The 16,287-nt window shown below is 70.1% G+C and carries 15 protein-coding genes; 1 reads left to right on the top strand and 14 read right to left on the bottom strand.

The window, feature by feature from the left end:
* Window positions 1-609: 609 nt before the first annotated feature.
* The 14 genes from tyrS to H286_RS0111915 all read right to left on the bottom strand — a co-directional run bounded on the left by tyrS (window position 610) and on the right by H286_RS0111915 (window position 15,085).
* Window positions 610-1,923 carry a tyrosine--tRNA ligase gene (gene tyrS / locus H286_RS0111980; protein ID WP_020098327.1) on the bottom strand — a complete coding sequence of 438 codons (1,314 nt, stop codon included), beginning with the start codon at window positions 1,921-1,923 and terminating at the stop codon, window positions 610-612.
* Window positions 1,924-1,955: 32 nt separating this feature from the next.
* Window positions 1,956-2,306: a VOC family protein gene (locus H286_RS0111975; RefSeq protein ID WP_231370949.1), complete on the bottom strand. Its 351-nt coding sequence runs from the start codon at window positions 2,304-2,306 to the stop codon at window positions 1,956-1,958.
* A 39-nt stretch (window positions 2,307-2,345) separates the two neighbouring features.
* The gene (locus H286_RS0111970; RefSeq protein WP_020098326.1) at window positions 2,346-3,041 is read right to left on the bottom strand and encodes a hypothetical protein; all 696 of its coding nucleotides are present in this window, start codon (window positions 3,039-3,041) and stop codon (window positions 2,346-2,348) included.
* Window positions 3,038-3,679: a SatD family protein gene (locus H286_RS0111965; RefSeq protein WP_020098325.1), complete on the bottom strand. Its 642-nt coding sequence runs from the start codon at window positions 3,677-3,679 to the stop codon at window positions 3,038-3,040. The genes H286_RS0111970 and H286_RS0111965 overlap by 4 nt, the downstream gene beginning before the upstream one ends.
* Window positions 3,680-3,758: 79 nt before the next feature.
* On the bottom strand, window positions 3,759-5,195 hold the full coding sequence (argH, locus tag H286_RS0111960) for an argininosuccinate lyase (RefSeq protein ID WP_020098324.1): 1,437 nt from the start codon (window positions 5,193-5,195) through the stop codon (window positions 3,759-3,761).
* Complete coding sequence (locus H286_RS0111955) at window positions 5,192-6,298, bottom strand: DUF418 domain-containing protein (protein ID WP_020098323.1); 1,107 nt, start codon at window positions 6,296-6,298, stop codon at window positions 5,192-5,194. The genes argH and H286_RS0111955 overlap by 4 nt, the downstream gene beginning before the upstream one ends.
* Entirely contained in the window at window positions 6,295-7,218 is a 924-nt protein-coding gene (argF, locus tag H286_RS0111950; RefSeq protein WP_020098322.1) for an ornithine carbamoyltransferase, read from the bottom strand. Before argF ends, H286_RS0111955 begins: the two co-directional genes overlap by 4 nt.
* Window positions 7,215-8,459 carry an acetylornithine transaminase gene (locus H286_RS0111945; RefSeq protein ID WP_020098321.1) on the bottom strand — a complete coding sequence of 415 codons (1,245 nt, stop codon included), beginning with the start codon at window positions 8,457-8,459 and terminating at the stop codon, window positions 7,215-7,217. Before H286_RS0111945 ends, argF begins: the two co-directional genes overlap by 4 nt.
* A complete protein-coding gene (gene argB, locus H286_RS0111940) occupies window positions 8,456-9,355 on the bottom strand; it encodes an acetylglutamate kinase (protein WP_018187244.1) in 900 nt (299 codons plus the stop codon). The genes H286_RS0111945 and argB overlap by 4 nt, the downstream gene beginning before the upstream one ends.
* A complete protein-coding gene (argJ, locus tag H286_RS0111935; protein WP_018187243.1) occupies window positions 9,352-10,509 on the bottom strand; it encodes a bifunctional glutamate N-acetyltransferase/amino-acid acetyltransferase ArgJ in 1,158 nt (385 codons plus the stop codon). Before argJ ends, argB begins: the two co-directional genes overlap by 4 nt.
* The gene (gene argC / locus H286_RS0111930) at window positions 10,506-11,555 is read right to left on the bottom strand and encodes an N-acetyl-gamma-glutamyl-phosphate reductase (RefSeq protein WP_018187242.1); all 1,050 of its coding nucleotides are present in this window, start codon (window positions 11,553-11,555) and stop codon (window positions 10,506-10,508) included. Before argC ends, argJ begins: the two co-directional genes overlap by 4 nt.
* A 208-nt stretch (window positions 11,556-11,763) precedes the next feature.
* A complete protein-coding gene (locus tag H286_RS0111925; protein WP_020098320.1) occupies window positions 11,764-12,750 on the bottom strand; it encodes an NAD-dependent epimerase/dehydratase family protein in 987 nt (328 codons plus the stop codon).
* Window positions 12,747-14,333, bottom strand: coding sequence for a hypothetical protein (locus tag H286_RS0111920; RefSeq protein ID WP_020098319.1), 1,587 nt, complete (start codon window positions 14,331-14,333; stop codon window positions 12,747-12,749). Before H286_RS0111920 ends, H286_RS0111925 begins: the two co-directional genes overlap by 4 nt.
* Window positions 14,315-15,085, bottom strand: a complete 771-nt coding sequence (locus H286_RS0111915; protein WP_018187239.1) for an ABC transporter ATP-binding protein — start codon at window positions 15,083-15,085, stop codon at window positions 14,315-14,317. The genes H286_RS0111920 and H286_RS0111915 overlap by 19 nt, the downstream gene beginning before the upstream one ends.
* A 59-nt stretch (window positions 15,086-15,144) precedes the next feature.
* Here H286_RS0111915 and H286_RS0111910 point away from each other — a divergent pair, with 59 nt between their 5' ends.
* Window positions 15,145-16,269 carry an AAA family ATPase gene (locus H286_RS0111910; RefSeq protein WP_020098318.1) on the top strand — a complete coding sequence of 375 codons (1,125 nt, stop codon included), beginning with the start codon at window positions 15,145-15,147 and terminating at the stop codon, window positions 16,267-16,269.
* The last annotated feature ends 18 nt before the right edge of the window (window positions 16,270-16,287 follow it).

Genomic DNA, 16,287 nt, shown 5'->3' with positions numbered 1-16,287 from the left:
GAGCCAGGATCAAACTCTCCGTAAAAGAAAAATACTGACAACGACCGGAATAGGCCGAAGCAGCGAGTTTGAACTGACCAAAGAGATAAATCATTGCTGACTATCCGTTTGCCGACCTCCCGAAAGAAGCCGGACTTTGATCCAAAGGAATCTCACCTCAGCCGAAGCTGAAGTCGAGGTTATTTGGCATTTGACAAGTGCACGCTGTTGAGTTCTCAAGGATCGGATGCTCCCACACCACCCCGCAGGGCTTCGTAGTGAGGCAACGTCACACTCTTCGCTCGACTCCCGAACGAGACGGCACGAAACGATCAGAAGATCATGTCGGGCTCATCACCACGGGGCTTCGAGGTGGAGTCCCCATCCTAGACCACGAGGTCCTGTTCTCTCTAGGAGAGGTTTGGGATGGATTTGGTTCTCCGCTTGAGGGGGCTGGGAGGCCTTCCGGTCTCTCGCTCTTCCCTGTGGGGCGAACAAGTAATAAGTTACGCGGCGCTCCGGAGTCGGGCAAATCTGGCCCGCATCCCGGGCGTGTCGCCTGTGTTTCCGGGCGAACGCGAGAGGCCGCCCTCCCTCGTCGGGGTGGGCGGCCTCGGGAGACGTCGGTCGTCAGGAGACGAACACGCCGGCCATCGTCTTCTTGCCGCGTCGGAGGACGGAGACACCGCCGGGCAGCGATCCCGTGATGACGTGTGCCTCGTCGACGACCTTCACACCGTCGACGGAGACACCGCCCTGCGAGATCGCGCGTCGCGCCTCACTCGCACTGGAGACCAGACCGGTGTCCAGAAGCGCTTGCACGACCGGGATCTCGCCGGCCGTCGCCACGTGCGGCAATTCCTCGAGCGCGGAGCGGAGCGTGGGCGCGTCGAGGGAGGTGAGGTCCCCCTGCCCGAAGAGCGCATCGGACGCGGCGGCGACCGCAGTCGCGGCATCCACCCCGTGCACCGTCGTCGTCACCTCCATCGCGAGACGACGCTGGGCCGCGCGCCGGAAGGGTTCGTCGGCGACAAGGCGCTCGTACTCCTCGATGTCGGCGCGCGTCAGGAACGTGAACACCTTCAGGCGAGCGATGACGTCGGCATCATCCGTGTTGAGCCAGAACTGGTACATCCGGTACGGGCTGCACATGTCGGCATCCAGCCATACCGCGTTGCCCTCGCTCTTGCCGAACTTCGTCCCGTCGCTGTTGGTGATCAGCGGCGTGCCGATGGCGTGCACGGACGTCCCCTCGACGCGGTGGATGAGATCCGTACCGCTCGTCAGGTTGCCCCACTGGTCGCTGCCGCCCGTCTGCAGGACGCAGCCGTACTGCCGGTACAACTCGAGGTAATCCATCCCCTGCAGGATCTGGTAGCTGAACTCGGTGTAGCTGATGCCCGCATCCGAGTTGAGTCGTGCGGCGACGGCATCCTTCTTCAGCATCGTGCCGACCCGGTAGTGCTTGCCGACCTCGCGGAGGAAGTCGATCGCGCTCATCGGAGCGGTCCAGTCGAGGTTGTTGACCAGTCGCGCGGCATTGTCGCCCTCGAAGCTCAGGAACCGTTCGACCTGGCCGCGCAGACGCTCGACCCACTCGGTGACGGTCTCGCGCGTGTTGAGCGTCCGCTCCGCCGTGGGCCGCGGATCGCCGATGAGACCGGTGGACCCGCCCACGAGCCCGAGCGGCTTGTGTCCAGCGAGCTGCAGACGCCGCAACAGGAGCAGCTGCACGAGGTTGCCGAGGTGCAGGCTGGGCGCGGTCGGGTCGAAGCCGCAGTAGTACGTGATCGGCGCTCCGGAGAGGAGTTCGCGAAGCGACGCTTCGTCGGTCGACACGTGCACGAGACCACGCCAGACGATCTCGTCCCACACATTCGCGAAGGACGGGTCGTTGGCGGGCGCGAGAGCCGTCAGTTCGGCACTCGATACGGATTCAGACACGCCCTCCAGGCTATCAGCGGGGCTCCGGCCGATCAGTCCGGCGACACCTCGTCGTACAGGCCGATGATGTTGCCCTCGGAGTCCCGCAAGTACACCCACCGCGAACGCTCATCGAGGGGCTGGATCTCGCCCATCTGCTCCCCGCCCGCGGCGACCGCGAGCGCGACGGTGTCTTCGATGCGGTCGACCGTGAAGACGACGGTGGGATGCGGCAGCACGCCCCGCACGTGCAGATCGCCGTTCGTCCCCTCGCCGTCGGGCTGCGTGATCGTCCCCATGTCGTCACCCCAGGGGGTGTAGTCGAAACCGAGCACGTCCTTGTAGAAGGCCTGCGCCCTCGGCATGTCGTCGACCGGGATCTCGAAGTGTTCCATTTTCGCCATGACCAGAGGCAAGCAGACCCCGGCATCCGCGGCAAGGGGTCAGGCGGCGGTGCCCCACCACAGGAGGAACGCTGCGCCCAGGGCAGTGACCCAGCTGACGAGACTGCCGATGAGGAAGTACTCCGCTCGCGTGCCGAGGTCGGTGTCTCGTGAGATCTCGGGGAAGCGCACGATCCCCTTCGCCGCGAGCACGGCGGCCAGGAGCGTGAACGCGCCGGTGACCGTCAGCGCGAACACGAGGACGCGCTCGAGCGGACCGATCAGACGCCCGCCCTTGAGCGCGGTGGGCGCATCGGGGGCGACCTCCCCGCCCCGGAGGGCGGCCCGGACGACGACGTTGCCGGACTCGGTCAGGAAGACGAGCGCGCCGAGCACGAACACGCCGACGTCGAGGCTCACGGCGCCGAGCGGTGACGCGACAGGCCACAGTTCGCCGAGAGGCCCCTGAGCTTCGCGCACCCCTTGGAACGCGACCGCGCCGAGTGTCACGAGTCCCACCGCGACGAGCGGCCACAGCCCCGCACGGCCGCCGGCGGAGCCCGGAGTGGCGAGGATCCACATCGCGGCGGTCCCCGCAGCGACGAAAGCCCAGACACCGGCATCCGCTCCCGACGCCACGATCAGCACGGCGAGCGCGGCGACGACGAAGAACGCTGCCCGTCCGCGAGCCGGCGCGTGGAGTCGGATGAGATCCGCCAGACCCACGCCCAGGAGGACGATCCCGGCGCCGATCATGCGAGGCCCTCGCGCAGGTCGGCGAAGCCCGCGACGAGAGCGGCTGAACCCGCACTCGCCAGAGCCTGAGACACGGCGGGCTGCGTGATGCCCTCTGCATCCGCCAACTCGCGCTGGGTGCGACCGAGGCACCGGCCGTAGGTGAGGCGGCGAGCGCGCTCGCTCATCGACGCGACGAGTTCGTCCCTCGCGAGGAGGTAGGCGTTGGCGAGTGCCATGCGTTCGACCATGGCGGCATCCTCCCCCTGTGCTGCCGCGACACGCGTGCGCGCGTGCGGCACGGCGCGGTCTTGCAGCCGATGCGCCTCGTCGATGGCCGCGCGGGCCGCCCACCAGCCGGGCCCGTCCGTGATGTCGCCGCCGACGGGATCGACGGCGCCGACACCCAGCCCGAATCGCAGTCCGATGCCCTCCGGCAGATGCAGCTGGATCAGCAACAGCGATGTCAACGCGGCGGCGAGTCCGGGGAACACCGCCTGGAACTCGTCGCCGACCGTAGGCGCGAGAGGGGACTCGGCCACGGGATGATCGTCGTGCACCTGGCGCGACGTATCGATGATCGCTCGCTGCGCGCCGGCACGGTCGGCGAGGGTACGGGATCCGACGATGTCGGCGATCACCGCGACGCGAGAAGTCATGCCCCGCAGACTACGTCGGTTATGACTCGGTATCAATAAGCTTTTTGCTTATTTGGGACGGGGCATAAGAACAATCGGGTCAGAGCTGCAGACTCCGAGCGAGCTCCTGAGCCCGCGCGACGAGATCCGCCCGCTGCTCGGCGACCCGGACGGGCGCGGTTCCCCCCGCGCCGTCGCGACTCGCGACCGAGCCCTCGACGGTCAGGACGTCACGGACTGCGGGATCGAGATGCGGCGACACCTCTGTCAGGAGCGCGTCATCCGCCTCCTCGAGTCCGATCCCCCGCTGCTCGCACGCCTGGACCAGTGCCCCTGAGATCTCGTGGGCGTCGCGGAACGGAACGCCCCGCTTGACGAGCCAGTCCGCCACGTCGGTGGCGAGGGAGAACCCCTCCGGCGCGGAGGCCACCATGCGGTCGGTGTGGAACCGCAGCGTCGCGATCATGCCCGCGAACGCCGGAAGCAGGACCTCGAGAGTCGTCACCGAGTCGAAGACGGGCTCCTTGTCCTCCTGCAGATCGCGGTTGTACGCGAGCGGGAGAGCTTTCAGGGTCGCGAGGAGTCCCGTGAGGTTGCCGATGAGACGACCCGACTTGCCTCGCGCGAGTTCGGCGATGTCGGGGTTCTTCTTCTGCGGCATGATGCTCGAGCCCGTCGAGAAGCCGTCGTCCAGACGCACGAAGGAGAACTCCCGCGTGTTCCAGATGATGATGTCCTCGGCGAAACGCGAGATGTCGACCCCGATCATCGCGGTCACGAAGGCGAACTCGGCGACCACGTCGCGTGCGGACGTGCCGTCCATCGAGTTCTCGGCCGGACGAGCCAGTCCCAGATCCTGCGCCACCGCCTGCGCATCGAGACCGAACGTCGCGCCCGCGAGCGCTCCCCCGCCGTACGGCGAGACGGATGCCCGCGCGGTCCAGTCGCGAAGACGCTCGAGGTCGCGGACGAGAGGCCAGGCGTGCGCCTGCAGGTGATGGGCGAGGAGGACGGGCTGAGCGTGCTGGAGATGCGTGCGTCCGGGCATGATCGCGGTGGGGTTCGCCTCGGCCTGCGCGACGATCGCGTCGATGACCCTCAGCAGGTCCCGCGCGATGACCCGCGAGTGATCGAGGAGATACAGACGCACGAGCGTGGCGATCTGGTCGTTGCGGCTGCGGCCTGCGCGGAGCTTGCCCCCGAGTTCGGGGCCCACCTCCCGGATCAGAGCCGCCTCGAGGGCGCCGTGCACGTCCTCATCCGATTCGGCGGCGACGAGGTCGCCCGAGCGCACGGCATCGCGCAGGGCGTCGAGGCCCGCGTGCATCCGAGCCTCCTCGTCCGGCGTGAGGTATCCGGCGGACGCGAGTGCGCGCGCGTGCGCGTGCGAACCGGCGAGATCGTATTCGGCGAGCGACCAGTCGAAGTGCGTGGAACGGCTCAGCGCGACGAGCTCCGGAGAGGGGCCCGTCGCGAACCGCCCGCCCCACAGTGCACCCTGATTCGTCGCCTCGCTCTTGCTCTCGCTCTCGCTCACGAGACCACCCTATCGGCGCCGGGTGGCTCCTCCCGAGGCACCAGGCGGCGCGACAGCGACGCGAGCGCCCGCTCGAGCGGGCCCTGGCCGAGGGTCGCCGCCCACGCGGAGCAGAGGAGCACGGCGCCCAGGCAGAACCACCAGAAGAGACCGAGGTCACGGAACGCCCGGAGGTCGGTGGTGTCCCCGAAGACGGCGAGAGCGACGAGGGCCCACACGAGGACCTGACCGACGTACGCCGTCAAAGGCATCGATCCGACGGCACGCAGCGGCGCCACGAGCCAGGTCACCGGCGTCCGGCAGAGCAGCAGACACGCGCCGATCACCGCGACCGCGAAGCCGCCTGACGCGATGACCTCCACGAGGCCGCCGCTGTGGGCCTCGGCGGAGAAGACCGCTTCCTCGTAAGAGCCCGGCGCGACGCCGCCGGCCCCGACGACGGTCGAGAGGCCTCCCCCGACGACCACCGCCGCCACCCCCGAGGCCAGGATCGTCACCTGGATCGATGCGCGCCCGAGATCCGATCGCCCCAACGCCATCCCGGCGACCACGAAGGCGATCCAGAGGGGGAACGGGTAGGCCCACCCCGTGAGGAAGAAGAGCGTTCGACCTGCGTCGGACCCCCAGACCGGCAAACCGTCGATGAGCGGCAGCACCCACGGCACGGCCAGGGCCACGGATGCCGCGATCGCCCAGAGTGCGCGAGCGGAGAAGGCGAGCAGCGGAACGGCGAGGAGGAACAGGATCCCGTACGCCTGCAGGATGACGTAGATCGGGACGCCCGTCTGCGTGAGCAACAGACCCACCGCCCACACGGCGCCCGCGCGGACGGCGAGTCGACGTCGGTCGACCCTCAGAACTCCGCCGCGGTGCGGCATCCGTGCACCCGTCATCAGCGCGATCGAGACACCCGCGAGGACGGCGAAGAGGATCGAGGATCGCCCGTTGACGAGATCGATCCACGTCGACGGGTCGGACAGCACGACGTCCTGCTCGATCGTCAGGAGATGCGCCGCGAGCATGCCGAACACGGCGAGCGCCCGGGCGAGGTCGATGCCGTGGAGCCTGGCGGGGCCGTTCCAGCTCCGCCAGGCATCCCTCACTGCTGTCGCAACAGCCACACCAGCAGCGCCTTCTGCGCGTGCAGGCGGTTCTCGGCCTCGTCCCAGACGACGCTCTGCGGTCCGTCGATCACGTCCGCGTCCACTTCGTATCCGCGGTCTGCGGGGAGGCAGTGGATGAAGACGGCGTCCTCCTGGGCGAGCGCCATCGTCTCCTGCGTCACCTTGTAGGAGCCCAGGTCCCGCAGGCGCGCGGTCTTCTCCTCTTCCTTCCCCATCGACACCCACGTGTCGGTCACGATGATGTCCGCACCGGCGGCCGCCTCGTTCGGGTCGGTGTAGAGCGTCAACGAGCCGCCGGTCTCGGCCGCCCGGCGGTCGGCGTCGGCGACGACGTCCGCGCGGGGCGCATAGTCCTCGGGCGAGGCGATGCGGACGTGCATCCCCGCCGTGACGCCCGCGAGCGCGTACGAGTGCGCCATGTTCGAGAGTCCGTCGCCGAAGAAGGCGAGAGTGAGCCCCTTCAGTTCGCCCTTGTGCTCGCGGATCGTGAGCAGGTCGGCGAGCAGCTGGCAGGGGTGGAAGTCGTCGCTCAGCGCGTTGACCACGGGGACGCGCGTGTCCTTCGCCATCTCCTCGAGCCCGGCCTGCGCGTAGGTGCGCCAGACGATCGCGGCGACCTGGCGCTCCAGCACCCGGGCGGTGTCGGAGGGGGTTTCCTTGCCGCCGAGCTGGCTGTTCGCGGTCGAGATGATGAGCGGCGAGCCGCCGAGGTCTGCGATGCCGACGGCGAACGACACGCGCGTCCGGGTCGAGGACTTGTCGAAGATGACGGCCACGGTCTGCGGACCCGCGAGCGGCTTCTCCTTCCAGCGGTCGGCCTTCAACTCGAGCGCGAGGTCGAGGATCTCGGCCTGCTCAGCGGGGGTCAGGTCGTCGTCGCGCAGCAGGTGGCGGGTCATGCGGAGGCCTCCGGGGTGTCGTGGGTCGTGTCATCGAGCATGAGGGCATCCTCGACGGTGGCGAGGGCCCGGGCGAACAGGGTCTGGAACTCGTCGATCTCGACGTCGCCGATCGTGAGGGCCGGAGCGAGACGGATCGTCGAGTCGTTGGCGGCGTTGACGATCAGGCCGTGCTGCTGGGCGGCGGCGACGACGGCTCCGGCGACGGGATGCCGGAGCGCGACACCGATCAGCAGCCCCTGGCCGCGGCATCCCTCCACCAGAGGGGAGCCGATCGCGCCGACCGCGTCGCGGACCTGGCGGCCGCGTTCGGTCGCCGCATCGACGAGGCCGGCGTTCTCGATCTCGTCGAGGACCGCGGACGCCACGGCGGTCGCGAGCGGATTGCCGCCGAACGTGGATCCATGGGTGCCGGGGTAGTAGAGGTCGCTCGCGGCACCGAAGGTGATGAGCGCGCCGATCGGGATGCCGTTGCCGATCCCCTTGGCGACGGTGATGGCGTCCGGGGTGATGCCGGCGTGTTGGAACGCGAACCACGCACCGGTGCGCCCGGCGCCGGTCTGGATCTCGTCGATGACCAGCAGCGCGCCGTGACGACGGGTGATCTCCCGCGCGGCGACGAGGTAACCCTCGGGCAGCTCGAGCACCCCCGCCTCGCCCTTGATCGGCTCGACGAACAGCGCCGCGACGCGGTCGTCGATGGCCTCCTCGAGAGCCTCGATCGTCGAATCGAGGAACTCGACTCCCGGGACCATGGGCTCGAAGGGCTGCTGCATGGCGGGCTTGCCGGTCAGGGCGAGCGTCCCCATGGTGCGGCCGTGGAAGGCGTTCTTCAGCGCGAGGATGCGGGGGCGGTCGGTGCCGCCGTGCAGCCGTGCGAGCTTGAAGGCCGCCTCGTTGGCCTCGGCACCGGAGTTGCCGAAGAAGACCCGGCCGGAGTCCCCCGTGCCGGCGAGCCGCTTCAGCCGAGCCGCGAGCCCCAGCTGGGGCGGCGTGGCGAAGTAGTTCGAGACGTGCCCCAGGGTCGCGGCCTGCTCGGCGACGGCCTGCACGAAGACGGGGTGGGCGTGGCCGAGGGAGATCACGGCGATACCGCCGAGGAAGTCGAGGTAGCGGGTGCCTTCGTCGTCCCACAGGTGCGCTCCTTCGCCGCGCACGAGCAGAGCGAACCGGTCACCCGAGTTGAGGACGAGGTCGCGTGCGGCGTCGTCCTTCCAGCTCACCGTCGTCTGCACGGTCATCCCGCCACCACCTCTGTTCCGATTCCGCGTTGTGTGAAGAGTTCGACGAGCACCGAATGCGGCTGGCGCCCGTCGATGATCGCCGCACGGTCGACGCCGCCGTCGACCGCGTCGAGGCAGGCCTGCATCTTGGGGATCATCCCCGACTCGAGGCTCGGCACCAGGGCGCGCAGCTCCGTCGCCGTCAGGTGCGAGACCAGCGAGTCGCGGTTGGGCCAGTCGGCGTAGAGGCCTGCGACGTCCGTGAGGATGACGAGCTTGACCGCGCCGAGAGCGACGGCGAGCGCCGCAGCCGCGGCATCCGCGTTGACGTTCAGGGAGCTGCCGGGCTGATCGACGTCCGGCGCGATCGACGAGACGACCGGCACCCGATCAGCGGCGAGGTGATCGAGGATCGCCGTCGGGTCGACGCCGACGACGTCGCCCACGTGCCCGAGGTCGTGCTCGGCTCCGTCGACGACGACACCGCGACGGCGGCCCCGGAAGAGTCCGGCGTCCTCCCCCGACATCCCGGTCGCGAACGATCCGTGCGCGTTGATGCGCGACACGAGCTGCGGGTTGATCTGCCCCGCGAGGACCATGCGGACGACCCCGATCGCCTCGGTGCTCGTGACGCGGTAGCCGCCCTTGAACTCGCTGGGGATCGCGAGGCGGTCGAGCATGGTCGAGATCTGCGGTCCACCGCCGTGCACGACGACGGGCTTCACCCCGACGTGGTGGAGGTACGCGATGTCCTCGGCGAAGGCGGCCTGCAACTCCTCGCTGACCATCGCGTTGCCGCCGTACTTGATGACGACGATCTGATCGCGGAAGCGCTGGAGCCAGGGCAGGGATTCGACGAGGACCGCGGCCTTGCCGGCGGCCTCTTCGGGCGTGGTCTGCTGGATATCGGTCATGACGAGTAGGCGCTGTTCTCGTGGACGTAGTCGTGCGTGAGGTCGTTGGTGAGGATCGTCGCCGCGGCCCGGCCGACCCGCAGATCGACGAGGATGTGCGTCGCGCGCGGAGTCAGGTCGACCTCCTCGCGGGGGCGGTCGGGACCGCCGGCCGTGCAGACCCGGACCCCGTTGAACGACACGTCGACGTCGTAGGGGTCGAAGGCGGCATCCGTCGTCCCGATCGCCGCCAGCACGCGCCCCCAGTTGGGGTCGTTGCCGAAGATGGCGGCCTTGAAGAGGTTGTTGCGCGCGATCGAGCGGCCGACCGTGACGGCATCCTGCTCGTTCTCGGCGCCGACGACCTCGATCGTGATGTCGTGGCTCGCACCCTCCGCATCTCCCTGCAGCTGCGCGGCGAGGTCGAGGCAGAGCTCGGTGAGGGCCAGCGCGAACGCGGCCGGCTCGGGACGGATGCCGCTGGCTCCGCTCGCGAGGAGCGTCACCTGGTCGTTCGTCGACATGCACCCGTCGGAGTCGAGCCGGTCGAAGCTGACCCGCGTGGCCTCGCGGAGCGCGGCGTCGGCGGCCGCGGCATCCAGATCGGCGTCGGTCGTGATGACCACGAGCATCGTCGCCAGGCCCGGGGCGAGCATGCCGGCGCCCTTGGCCATGCCGCCGATCGTCCAGCCGTCCTTCGAGACGACGGCGCGCTTGGGACGGGAATCGGTGGTCATGATGGCGAGGGATGCCGCGTCTCCCCCGTCGGCGGAGAGGGCGGCGACACCCTTCGCGACACCGTCGAGGACCTTTCCGCGGAAGACCTCGTCACCGGTGCCGATGAGACCGGTCGAGCAGACGAGCACGTCACCTGCGCCGATCCCGAGGAGCTCGGCGGCCTTCTCGGCGGTCTGGTGCGTCGTCTGGAACCCGAAGGTCCCGGTGAAGCAGTTCGCTCCCCCGGAGTTGAGGACGATCGCCTCGACCACGCCGTCCCCGATGACCTGCTGCGACCACAGGATCGGGTTGGCCTTGGCGCGGTTGGTCGTGAAGACGGCCGCACCGACCTTCTTGGGCCCGCGGTTCACGACGACGGCGACGTCGTTCGCGCCCGTCGACTTGAGGCCTGCGGCGACGCCGGCCGCCTCGAATCCCTGTGCTGCCGTGACGCTCACGGTGCCACCCCGTTCACGCTCAGGCCCGTCGACTCGGTGAGACCGAGGGCGATGTTCATCGATTGGATCGCGGCACCGGCGGTGCCCTTCACGAGGTTGTCCACGGCGGCGACGACGACGACGCGTCCGGCGGCCCGGTCGATCGCGAGTCCGAGGAGCGCCGTGTTGGCGCCCAGCACGTCGGCCGTCCGCGGGAACGACCCCTCGGGCAGCAGGTGCACGAACGACTCGTCGGCGTACGCCGATTCCCACGCGCCCCGGATCTGCGCATCGGTGACACCGGGCGCGATGGGGGCCGTCGAGGTGGCGAGGATGCCGCGGGCCATGGGGACGAGGACCGGCGTGAATGAGATGCGGATGTCCGTCTCGGCCGGAGCGGCGGCGGCGAGCGCCTGCCGGATCTCGGGGATGTGCCGGTGCGTGCCGCCGACCGCGTACGGGTTGGCGGTGCCGAGGATCTCGGACGCGAGGAGGTTCGTCTTGAGGCTCTTGCCCGCCCCCGAGGGTCCGACGGCGAGCACCGTCACGATGTCGCCCGGGTCGATGACGCCGGCGGCGACACCGGGGGCGAGGCTCAGGGAGACGGTGGAGGCGTTGCACCCGGGCGCCGCGATGCGCCGCGCGCCGACGAGGGCGTCGCGCTGCTTCGCGGTTCCGGTGGGGAGTTCGGGGACCCCGTAAGCCCACGGCTCGGAGAACGCACCCCCGTAGAACGCGTCCCACGCGGCGGGGTCGGTGAGCCGGTGGTCCGCCCCGGCATCGATGACGAGAGGAACGCCCTCGAGCATGTCGGTGTACTGCGCGGACTGACCGTGCGGCAGGGCGAGGAAGACGACGTCGTGACCGGCGAGGATGTCGGGGGTCGTGTCCTGCAGCGTCAGGTGCGCGAGCGACCGGAGGTGCGGCTGGTGGTCGATGAGGGGCTGTCCGGCGTTGGAGTGCGCCGTGACGGTGCGGATCTCGACGTCGGGATGCGACGCGAGGAGGCGGAGGATCTCTCCACCCGCATAGCCGGAAGCGCCGGAGACGGCGACCGAGAAGGTCATGGATTCAACCTTATTGTCTGGAGTGAGCGGGGCCGAAGACGGCGACACCTGCGGCTCGATCCGCCGTGCGCGGAGAGCGGGAGGGGTCGCCTAGCGTCGGCGGTCGCCCAGACGTCGACGCGCGCGGACCACCGTCGAGACGGTGAGGGTCGCGGGCGAGGACATACCGCGACGGTAGCGCCGCGGCATCCGTCGTCGCAAATCGAGCTCAGCGCTGCGCGCGCAATGCCTCGATGAGGGCGAGCTCCTCGGCGCGTTCGAGACCGGCGGCCCGTGACCGCGCGACGCCGCGGGCCCGCTCGTCCGCGAGGACGCGGTCGATCGTCTCGGACAGGGGACGGATGCCGCCGCCCGCCGCCCGGTAGGCGGCACCGCTCCGCGACGCGAACCCCGGCACGTCGGCCGGGAGCCAGAGCGGGAGCGACCGCGGTCCCGCCCAGAAGGCGACGCCGTGGCGTTCGAGCCAATCGGTGGGAGCGGTCAGCACCTCCCCGGTGTGGCCGGCGGCCTCTCGCGCGAGGGTGAGGACGCCGGCGAGGGGGTGGGAGTGACCGACCGCGTCGACGACGCCGTCGAGCCCGCGCGCGCCCGATGCGACGACGAAGGACACGAGGTCGTCGACGTCGATCACCTGCGCGCGGAGGTCCGGGCCTTCGGGGACGAGGACGGGCTCCGCCCCGGCGGCGGCGAACCGCGCCGGCCAGTAGCCGAACCGATCCGTCGGGTCTCCGGGGCCCACGATGAGCCCCGGACGGACGATCGCCACGCGGGTGCCGAGCCCAACGGCAGCCTGCTCGCCGGCGACCTTGGCGCGGGCGTAGTCGTCCGGGTCGTCCTCGCCGAGAGGCTCCACCAGGCCCGCGTCCTCGTCGGCGCCCGGGGTGCTCGCGTCGGCATAGACGGACACGCTGGAGATGTACGTCGCGTGCGCGGCACGGTCGCCGACGGCGGATGCCGCGTGGGCGACGTGCGCCGGGACGGAGGAGACATCGACGATCTCATCCCAGTCGGTTCCGGCTACCACGCGATACGCGTCCGGTTCGGCGCGGTCGAGCACGACGAGCTCGGCACCCTCCGGTGCAGTCCGACCGCCGCGACCGCTGACCGTCACGCGGGCACCGCGGTCGAGCCAGGCCGCGGCCACCCGCCGGCCCACCCATCCGGTGCCGCCGAGGACGAGGACGCGGTCGCTCATGTCGTCGGGAGGGACCGGATGCGGTCGAAGAGCTCGGGGCCGGACCGGTCGAAGGTCCGCCCACCCAGGAAGACACCGAGGACGGCGGCACCGCCTCCGACGATGAGGCCGACCGCGAGGGTCGCCAGACCCCACTCCCCCGGGCCCTGGACCATGCCGGTGACCGCGATGACGAGGACGGGGAGCGACAGCACGCCGATCACCGCCCACACGACGAAGACGAGAAGTCCGCTGACGAAGGTCTGGCCGGGGACGCTCTTGAACGGACTGTCCCCCGGCGCCGCAACGGGCGCGATGATCATCGCCGACGTCACCGCCGACACCCCGTATCCGACCAGGAGGACCCCCAGGGATGCGCCGAGCACGAGTGCAAGACGCCCGGCATCCCCACTGAGGACGCAGCTCACGATCGAGACGATGACGACGAGAGGGATGCCGAGGCTCGCCGCGCCGAGGAGGCGTCCGAGACGGTCGTCGCGGCCGCGGATGCCCGTCGCGAGGACCGTCGCGTACGCCGTGCCGTCGTAGGAGATGTCGGTGTATCCACCGATCGCGAGCATGAAGGCCACGAGGACCGGGGACGCCGCGAACCCGAATCCGTCGACGCCGCCGATGAAGGCGAACAGGATCGGGAAGATCGGGACCACGAGCAACTGCCGGAGGTACCGCGGGTCGCGGAGCCACGCGTTGAGCGAACGGGCCCACGTCGCACCGACACCGCCGGTGGGCATGACGCCGAACAGACCGAGCTTGCCGGCGGCCACCTGCCGGCTCGACTGCCGCGGCGGGGCGGATGTCGACCGGTCGACGGCGCGGGACCAGGCCCACCCGAGGACGGCGAGGGTCGCGAGTGCGATAGCCACCCGAGCGAGCGCGAGCACTCCCTCGCCCGCGGCGAGCGCCGGCGCCACACCCCAGGCGGCGCCGAGCGGCGTCCAGGGCAGCACGGCGGCGGCGGCGCCGAAGCGATCGCCCAACGACCCCGTCCCCCCGTCGAGAAGGGCGAGGATGCCGGTGATGAGCGGGCCCGAGAGCATGATGACCACGAGCACGATCGTCCCGATGAGCTCCCGACCGCGCCGATTCCCGCCCATGCCGCCGGAGAGCTCTCCCACGAGTCGCGAGGCGACGACGCAGATCGCGACCCCGATGAGCGCGGCGGGGATGCCCGCGAGCGCCGCCAGCGGCCAGCGCAGCCACAGGATGACGGAGATCAGGGCGACGAGCGTCGTGACGACGCCCGGGATGCCGGTGATCCCCGTACCGGCGAGCGCGAGCATCGTCTGTCGTCGCGTGAACGGGAAGGGGGCCAGGCGACGCGCATCGATCGAAGTGTCCATGCCGGTCGCGACGATGGGGGCGACGACCCATCCGAGGATCAGTGCGCTCCCCCCGAGGATGCTGACGCCGGCCGCGGCGTCGAGGGAGCCGAAGATGCTGAGCGAGATGATGCCCGCCGTCACGGAGGCCAGGATCCCGAGACCCCACAAGGCGCCGAAGATGAACCCGACGAGCTGCCAGGGCCGTCGGGCGAGCGTGTTGAAGAGCGCCCGGTACCGGAGCTTCAGGACTGTCGCAACCACTGCGGCCCCTCACTCGTGTGACGGCCGCCGACGAGCTCGACGAAACGGTCCTGCAGGGTCTGCCCCGCGCGGACCTCGTCGACCGTACCCGCGGCGAGGACCCGTCCGGCCGCGATGACCGCGACGTGGTCGCACATGCGCTGGACGAGGTCCATCGAGTGGCTCGAGACGATCACCGATCCGCCCGACGCCGTGTACCCGCGCAGCACGTCTTCGATGTTGGCGGCCGAGACGGGGTCGACGGATTCGAACGGTTCGTCGAGGACGAGCAGTCGTGGTGCGTGCACCAGTGCGCACGCGAGGGCGACCTTCTTGGTCATACCGGCCGAGTAGTCAGCGACGATCGTCCCGGCCGCGGGGCGCAGATCCATGAGGTCGAGGAGGTCGGAGACACGGGGCGCGATCTCCGGGCGCGGAAGCCCGAACATCATCGCCGTGTAGGTGATGAGCTGCTCCCCGGTGAGACGGTCGAAGAGCCGAATGCCGTCGGAGAGGTTGCCGATCACGCGCTTGGCAGCGACCGGGTCGCGCCACACGTCGATCCCGTGCACCCAGGCGCCGCCCGCATCCGGACGCAAAAGCCCCGTCGCCATCGACAACGTGGTGGTCTTGCCCGCCCCGTTCGGGCCCACGAGGCCGTAGAACGAGCCGGACGGTACGACCAGATCGATGCCGGCGACCGCCGGAGTCGACCCGAACTGCTTCACCAGGCCGGAGAGATGGAGGGCGGGGACGCTCTGTTGCTCGCTCACGCGGCGAGCCTAGCGAACGGGCGTGTCGCGATGTCCACCCCACCTGGCAGGGTGAGGGGATGCTGCGCACGCTCGCCGTCTCCGGTTACCGATCCCTCCGCGACATCGTGCTGCCCCTCGAAGCGCTCACGGTCGTGACGGGTCCGAACGGCTCGGGCAAGTCCAACCTCTACCGCGCGCTGCGTTTACTGGCATCCGCTGCGCGCGGCGACCTCGTCGGAGCCGTCGCACGCGAGGGAGGTCTGCCGTCCCTGCTGTGGGCTGGGCCGGAGGAAGGTGGCGATCAGGGCACCGTGCGTCGGGGCCCGATCGCGGTGCAGCTCGGGTTCGCGTCGGACGAGCTCGGATACCTCGTCGACCTCGGCATCCCCCAGATCTCCCAGGAGAGCGTGTTCGCCCGTGACCCCGAGATCAAGCGGGAGCAGGTCTTCGCCGGCCCCCTGGCCAAGCCGGCGACCCTTCTGATCGACCGGCTCCGAACGCAGACGCGCGTTCGGGACGGCGCGTGGGTGAGTCTCGACCAGAAGCTCGCTCCGTTCGAGAGCATCATCACGGACCTGGCCGACGGCGACACCGCCCCGGAGCTGCTGGGGCTCCGACGGATGATGAACGGCTGGCGCTTCTACGACCACTTCCGGGTGGATGCGGACGCCCCCGCCCGCCGTCCCCAGGTCGGTACGCGGTCGCCGCTCCTCGCCCACGACGGGTCGAACCTCGCGGCGGTCTGGGCCACGGTCCACGACATGGGCTTCGGGCATCAACTCGATCGCGCCGTCGACGACGCGTTCCCCGGCAGTCGCGTGCGCGTCGAGGCGACCGACGGCGTGCTGCGACTCACCGTCAGGCAGTCGGGGCTCCTGCGACCCCTGGACGCGGCCGAACTCTCGGACGGGACGCTCCGTTACCTGCTCCTGTGCGCGGCGCTCCTGCCCGCCAGGCCCGCACCCCTCACGGTCCTCAACGAGCCGGAGTCGAGCCTTCACCCGAGCCTGCTCGAACCGTTGGCGCATCTCGTGCGGGCGGCATCCGAGCAGACGCAGGTCATCCTGGTGTCGCACGCGTCCGGGCTCGTCGACGCGATACCCGATGCCAACCGGGTCTCTCTCGAGCGGTACAGCAACGGCACGGCCGTCGAGGGACGGGGCCGATTGGACGGCCCGCCGTGGAACTGGGGCAGGCGCTGAGCAGCCCCCTCGACGGAT

This window comes from Microbacterium sp. 11MF, assembly GCF_000383475.1.
In the GTDB taxonomy this organism is placed as follows: Bacteria; Actinomycetota; Actinomycetes; order Actinomycetales; family Microbacteriaceae; genus Microbacterium; species Microbacterium aquilitoris.
This window is presented reverse-complemented; position numbering and strand designations above follow the sequence as displayed.

What these genes read in the sequence shown, in the direction of transcription:
- H286_RS0111975 (WP_231370949.1), bottom strand. Translation starts at nt 2,306, where the DNA reads ATGGCGAAAATGGAACACTTCGAGATCCCGGTCGACGACATGCCGAGG.
- argB (WP_018187244.1), bottom strand. Translation starts at nt 9,355, where the DNA reads ATGACCGATATCCAGCAGACCACGCCCGAAGAGGCCGCCGGCAAGGCC.
- H286_RS0111910 (WP_020098318.1), top strand. Translation starts at nt 15,145, where the DNA reads ATGCTGCGCACGCTCGCCGTCTCCGGTTACCGATCCCTCCGCGACATC.
- H286_RS0111945 (WP_020098321.1), bottom strand. Translation starts at nt 8,459, where the DNA reads ATGACCGTGCAGACGACGGTGAGCTGGAAGGACGACGCCGCACGCGAC.
- H286_RS0111970 (WP_020098326.1), bottom strand. Translation starts at nt 3,041, where the DNA reads ATGATCGGCGCCGGGATCGTCCTCCTGGGCGTGGGTCTGGCGGATCTC.
- H286_RS0111925 (WP_020098320.1), bottom strand. Translation starts at nt 12,750, where the DNA reads ATGAGCGACCGCGTCCTCGTCCTCGGCGGCACCGGATGGGTGGGCCGG.
- argF (WP_020098322.1), bottom strand. Translation starts at nt 7,218, where the DNA reads ATGACCCGCCACCTGCTGCGCGACGACGACCTGACCCCCGCTGAGCAG.
- H286_RS0111965 (WP_020098325.1), bottom strand. Translation starts at nt 3,679, where the DNA reads ATGACTTCTCGCGTCGCGGTGATCGCCGACATCGTCGGATCCCGTACC.
- argC (WP_018187242.1), bottom strand. Translation starts at nt 11,555, where the DNA reads ATGACCTTCTCGGTCGCCGTCTCCGGCGCTTCCGGCTATGCGGGTGGA.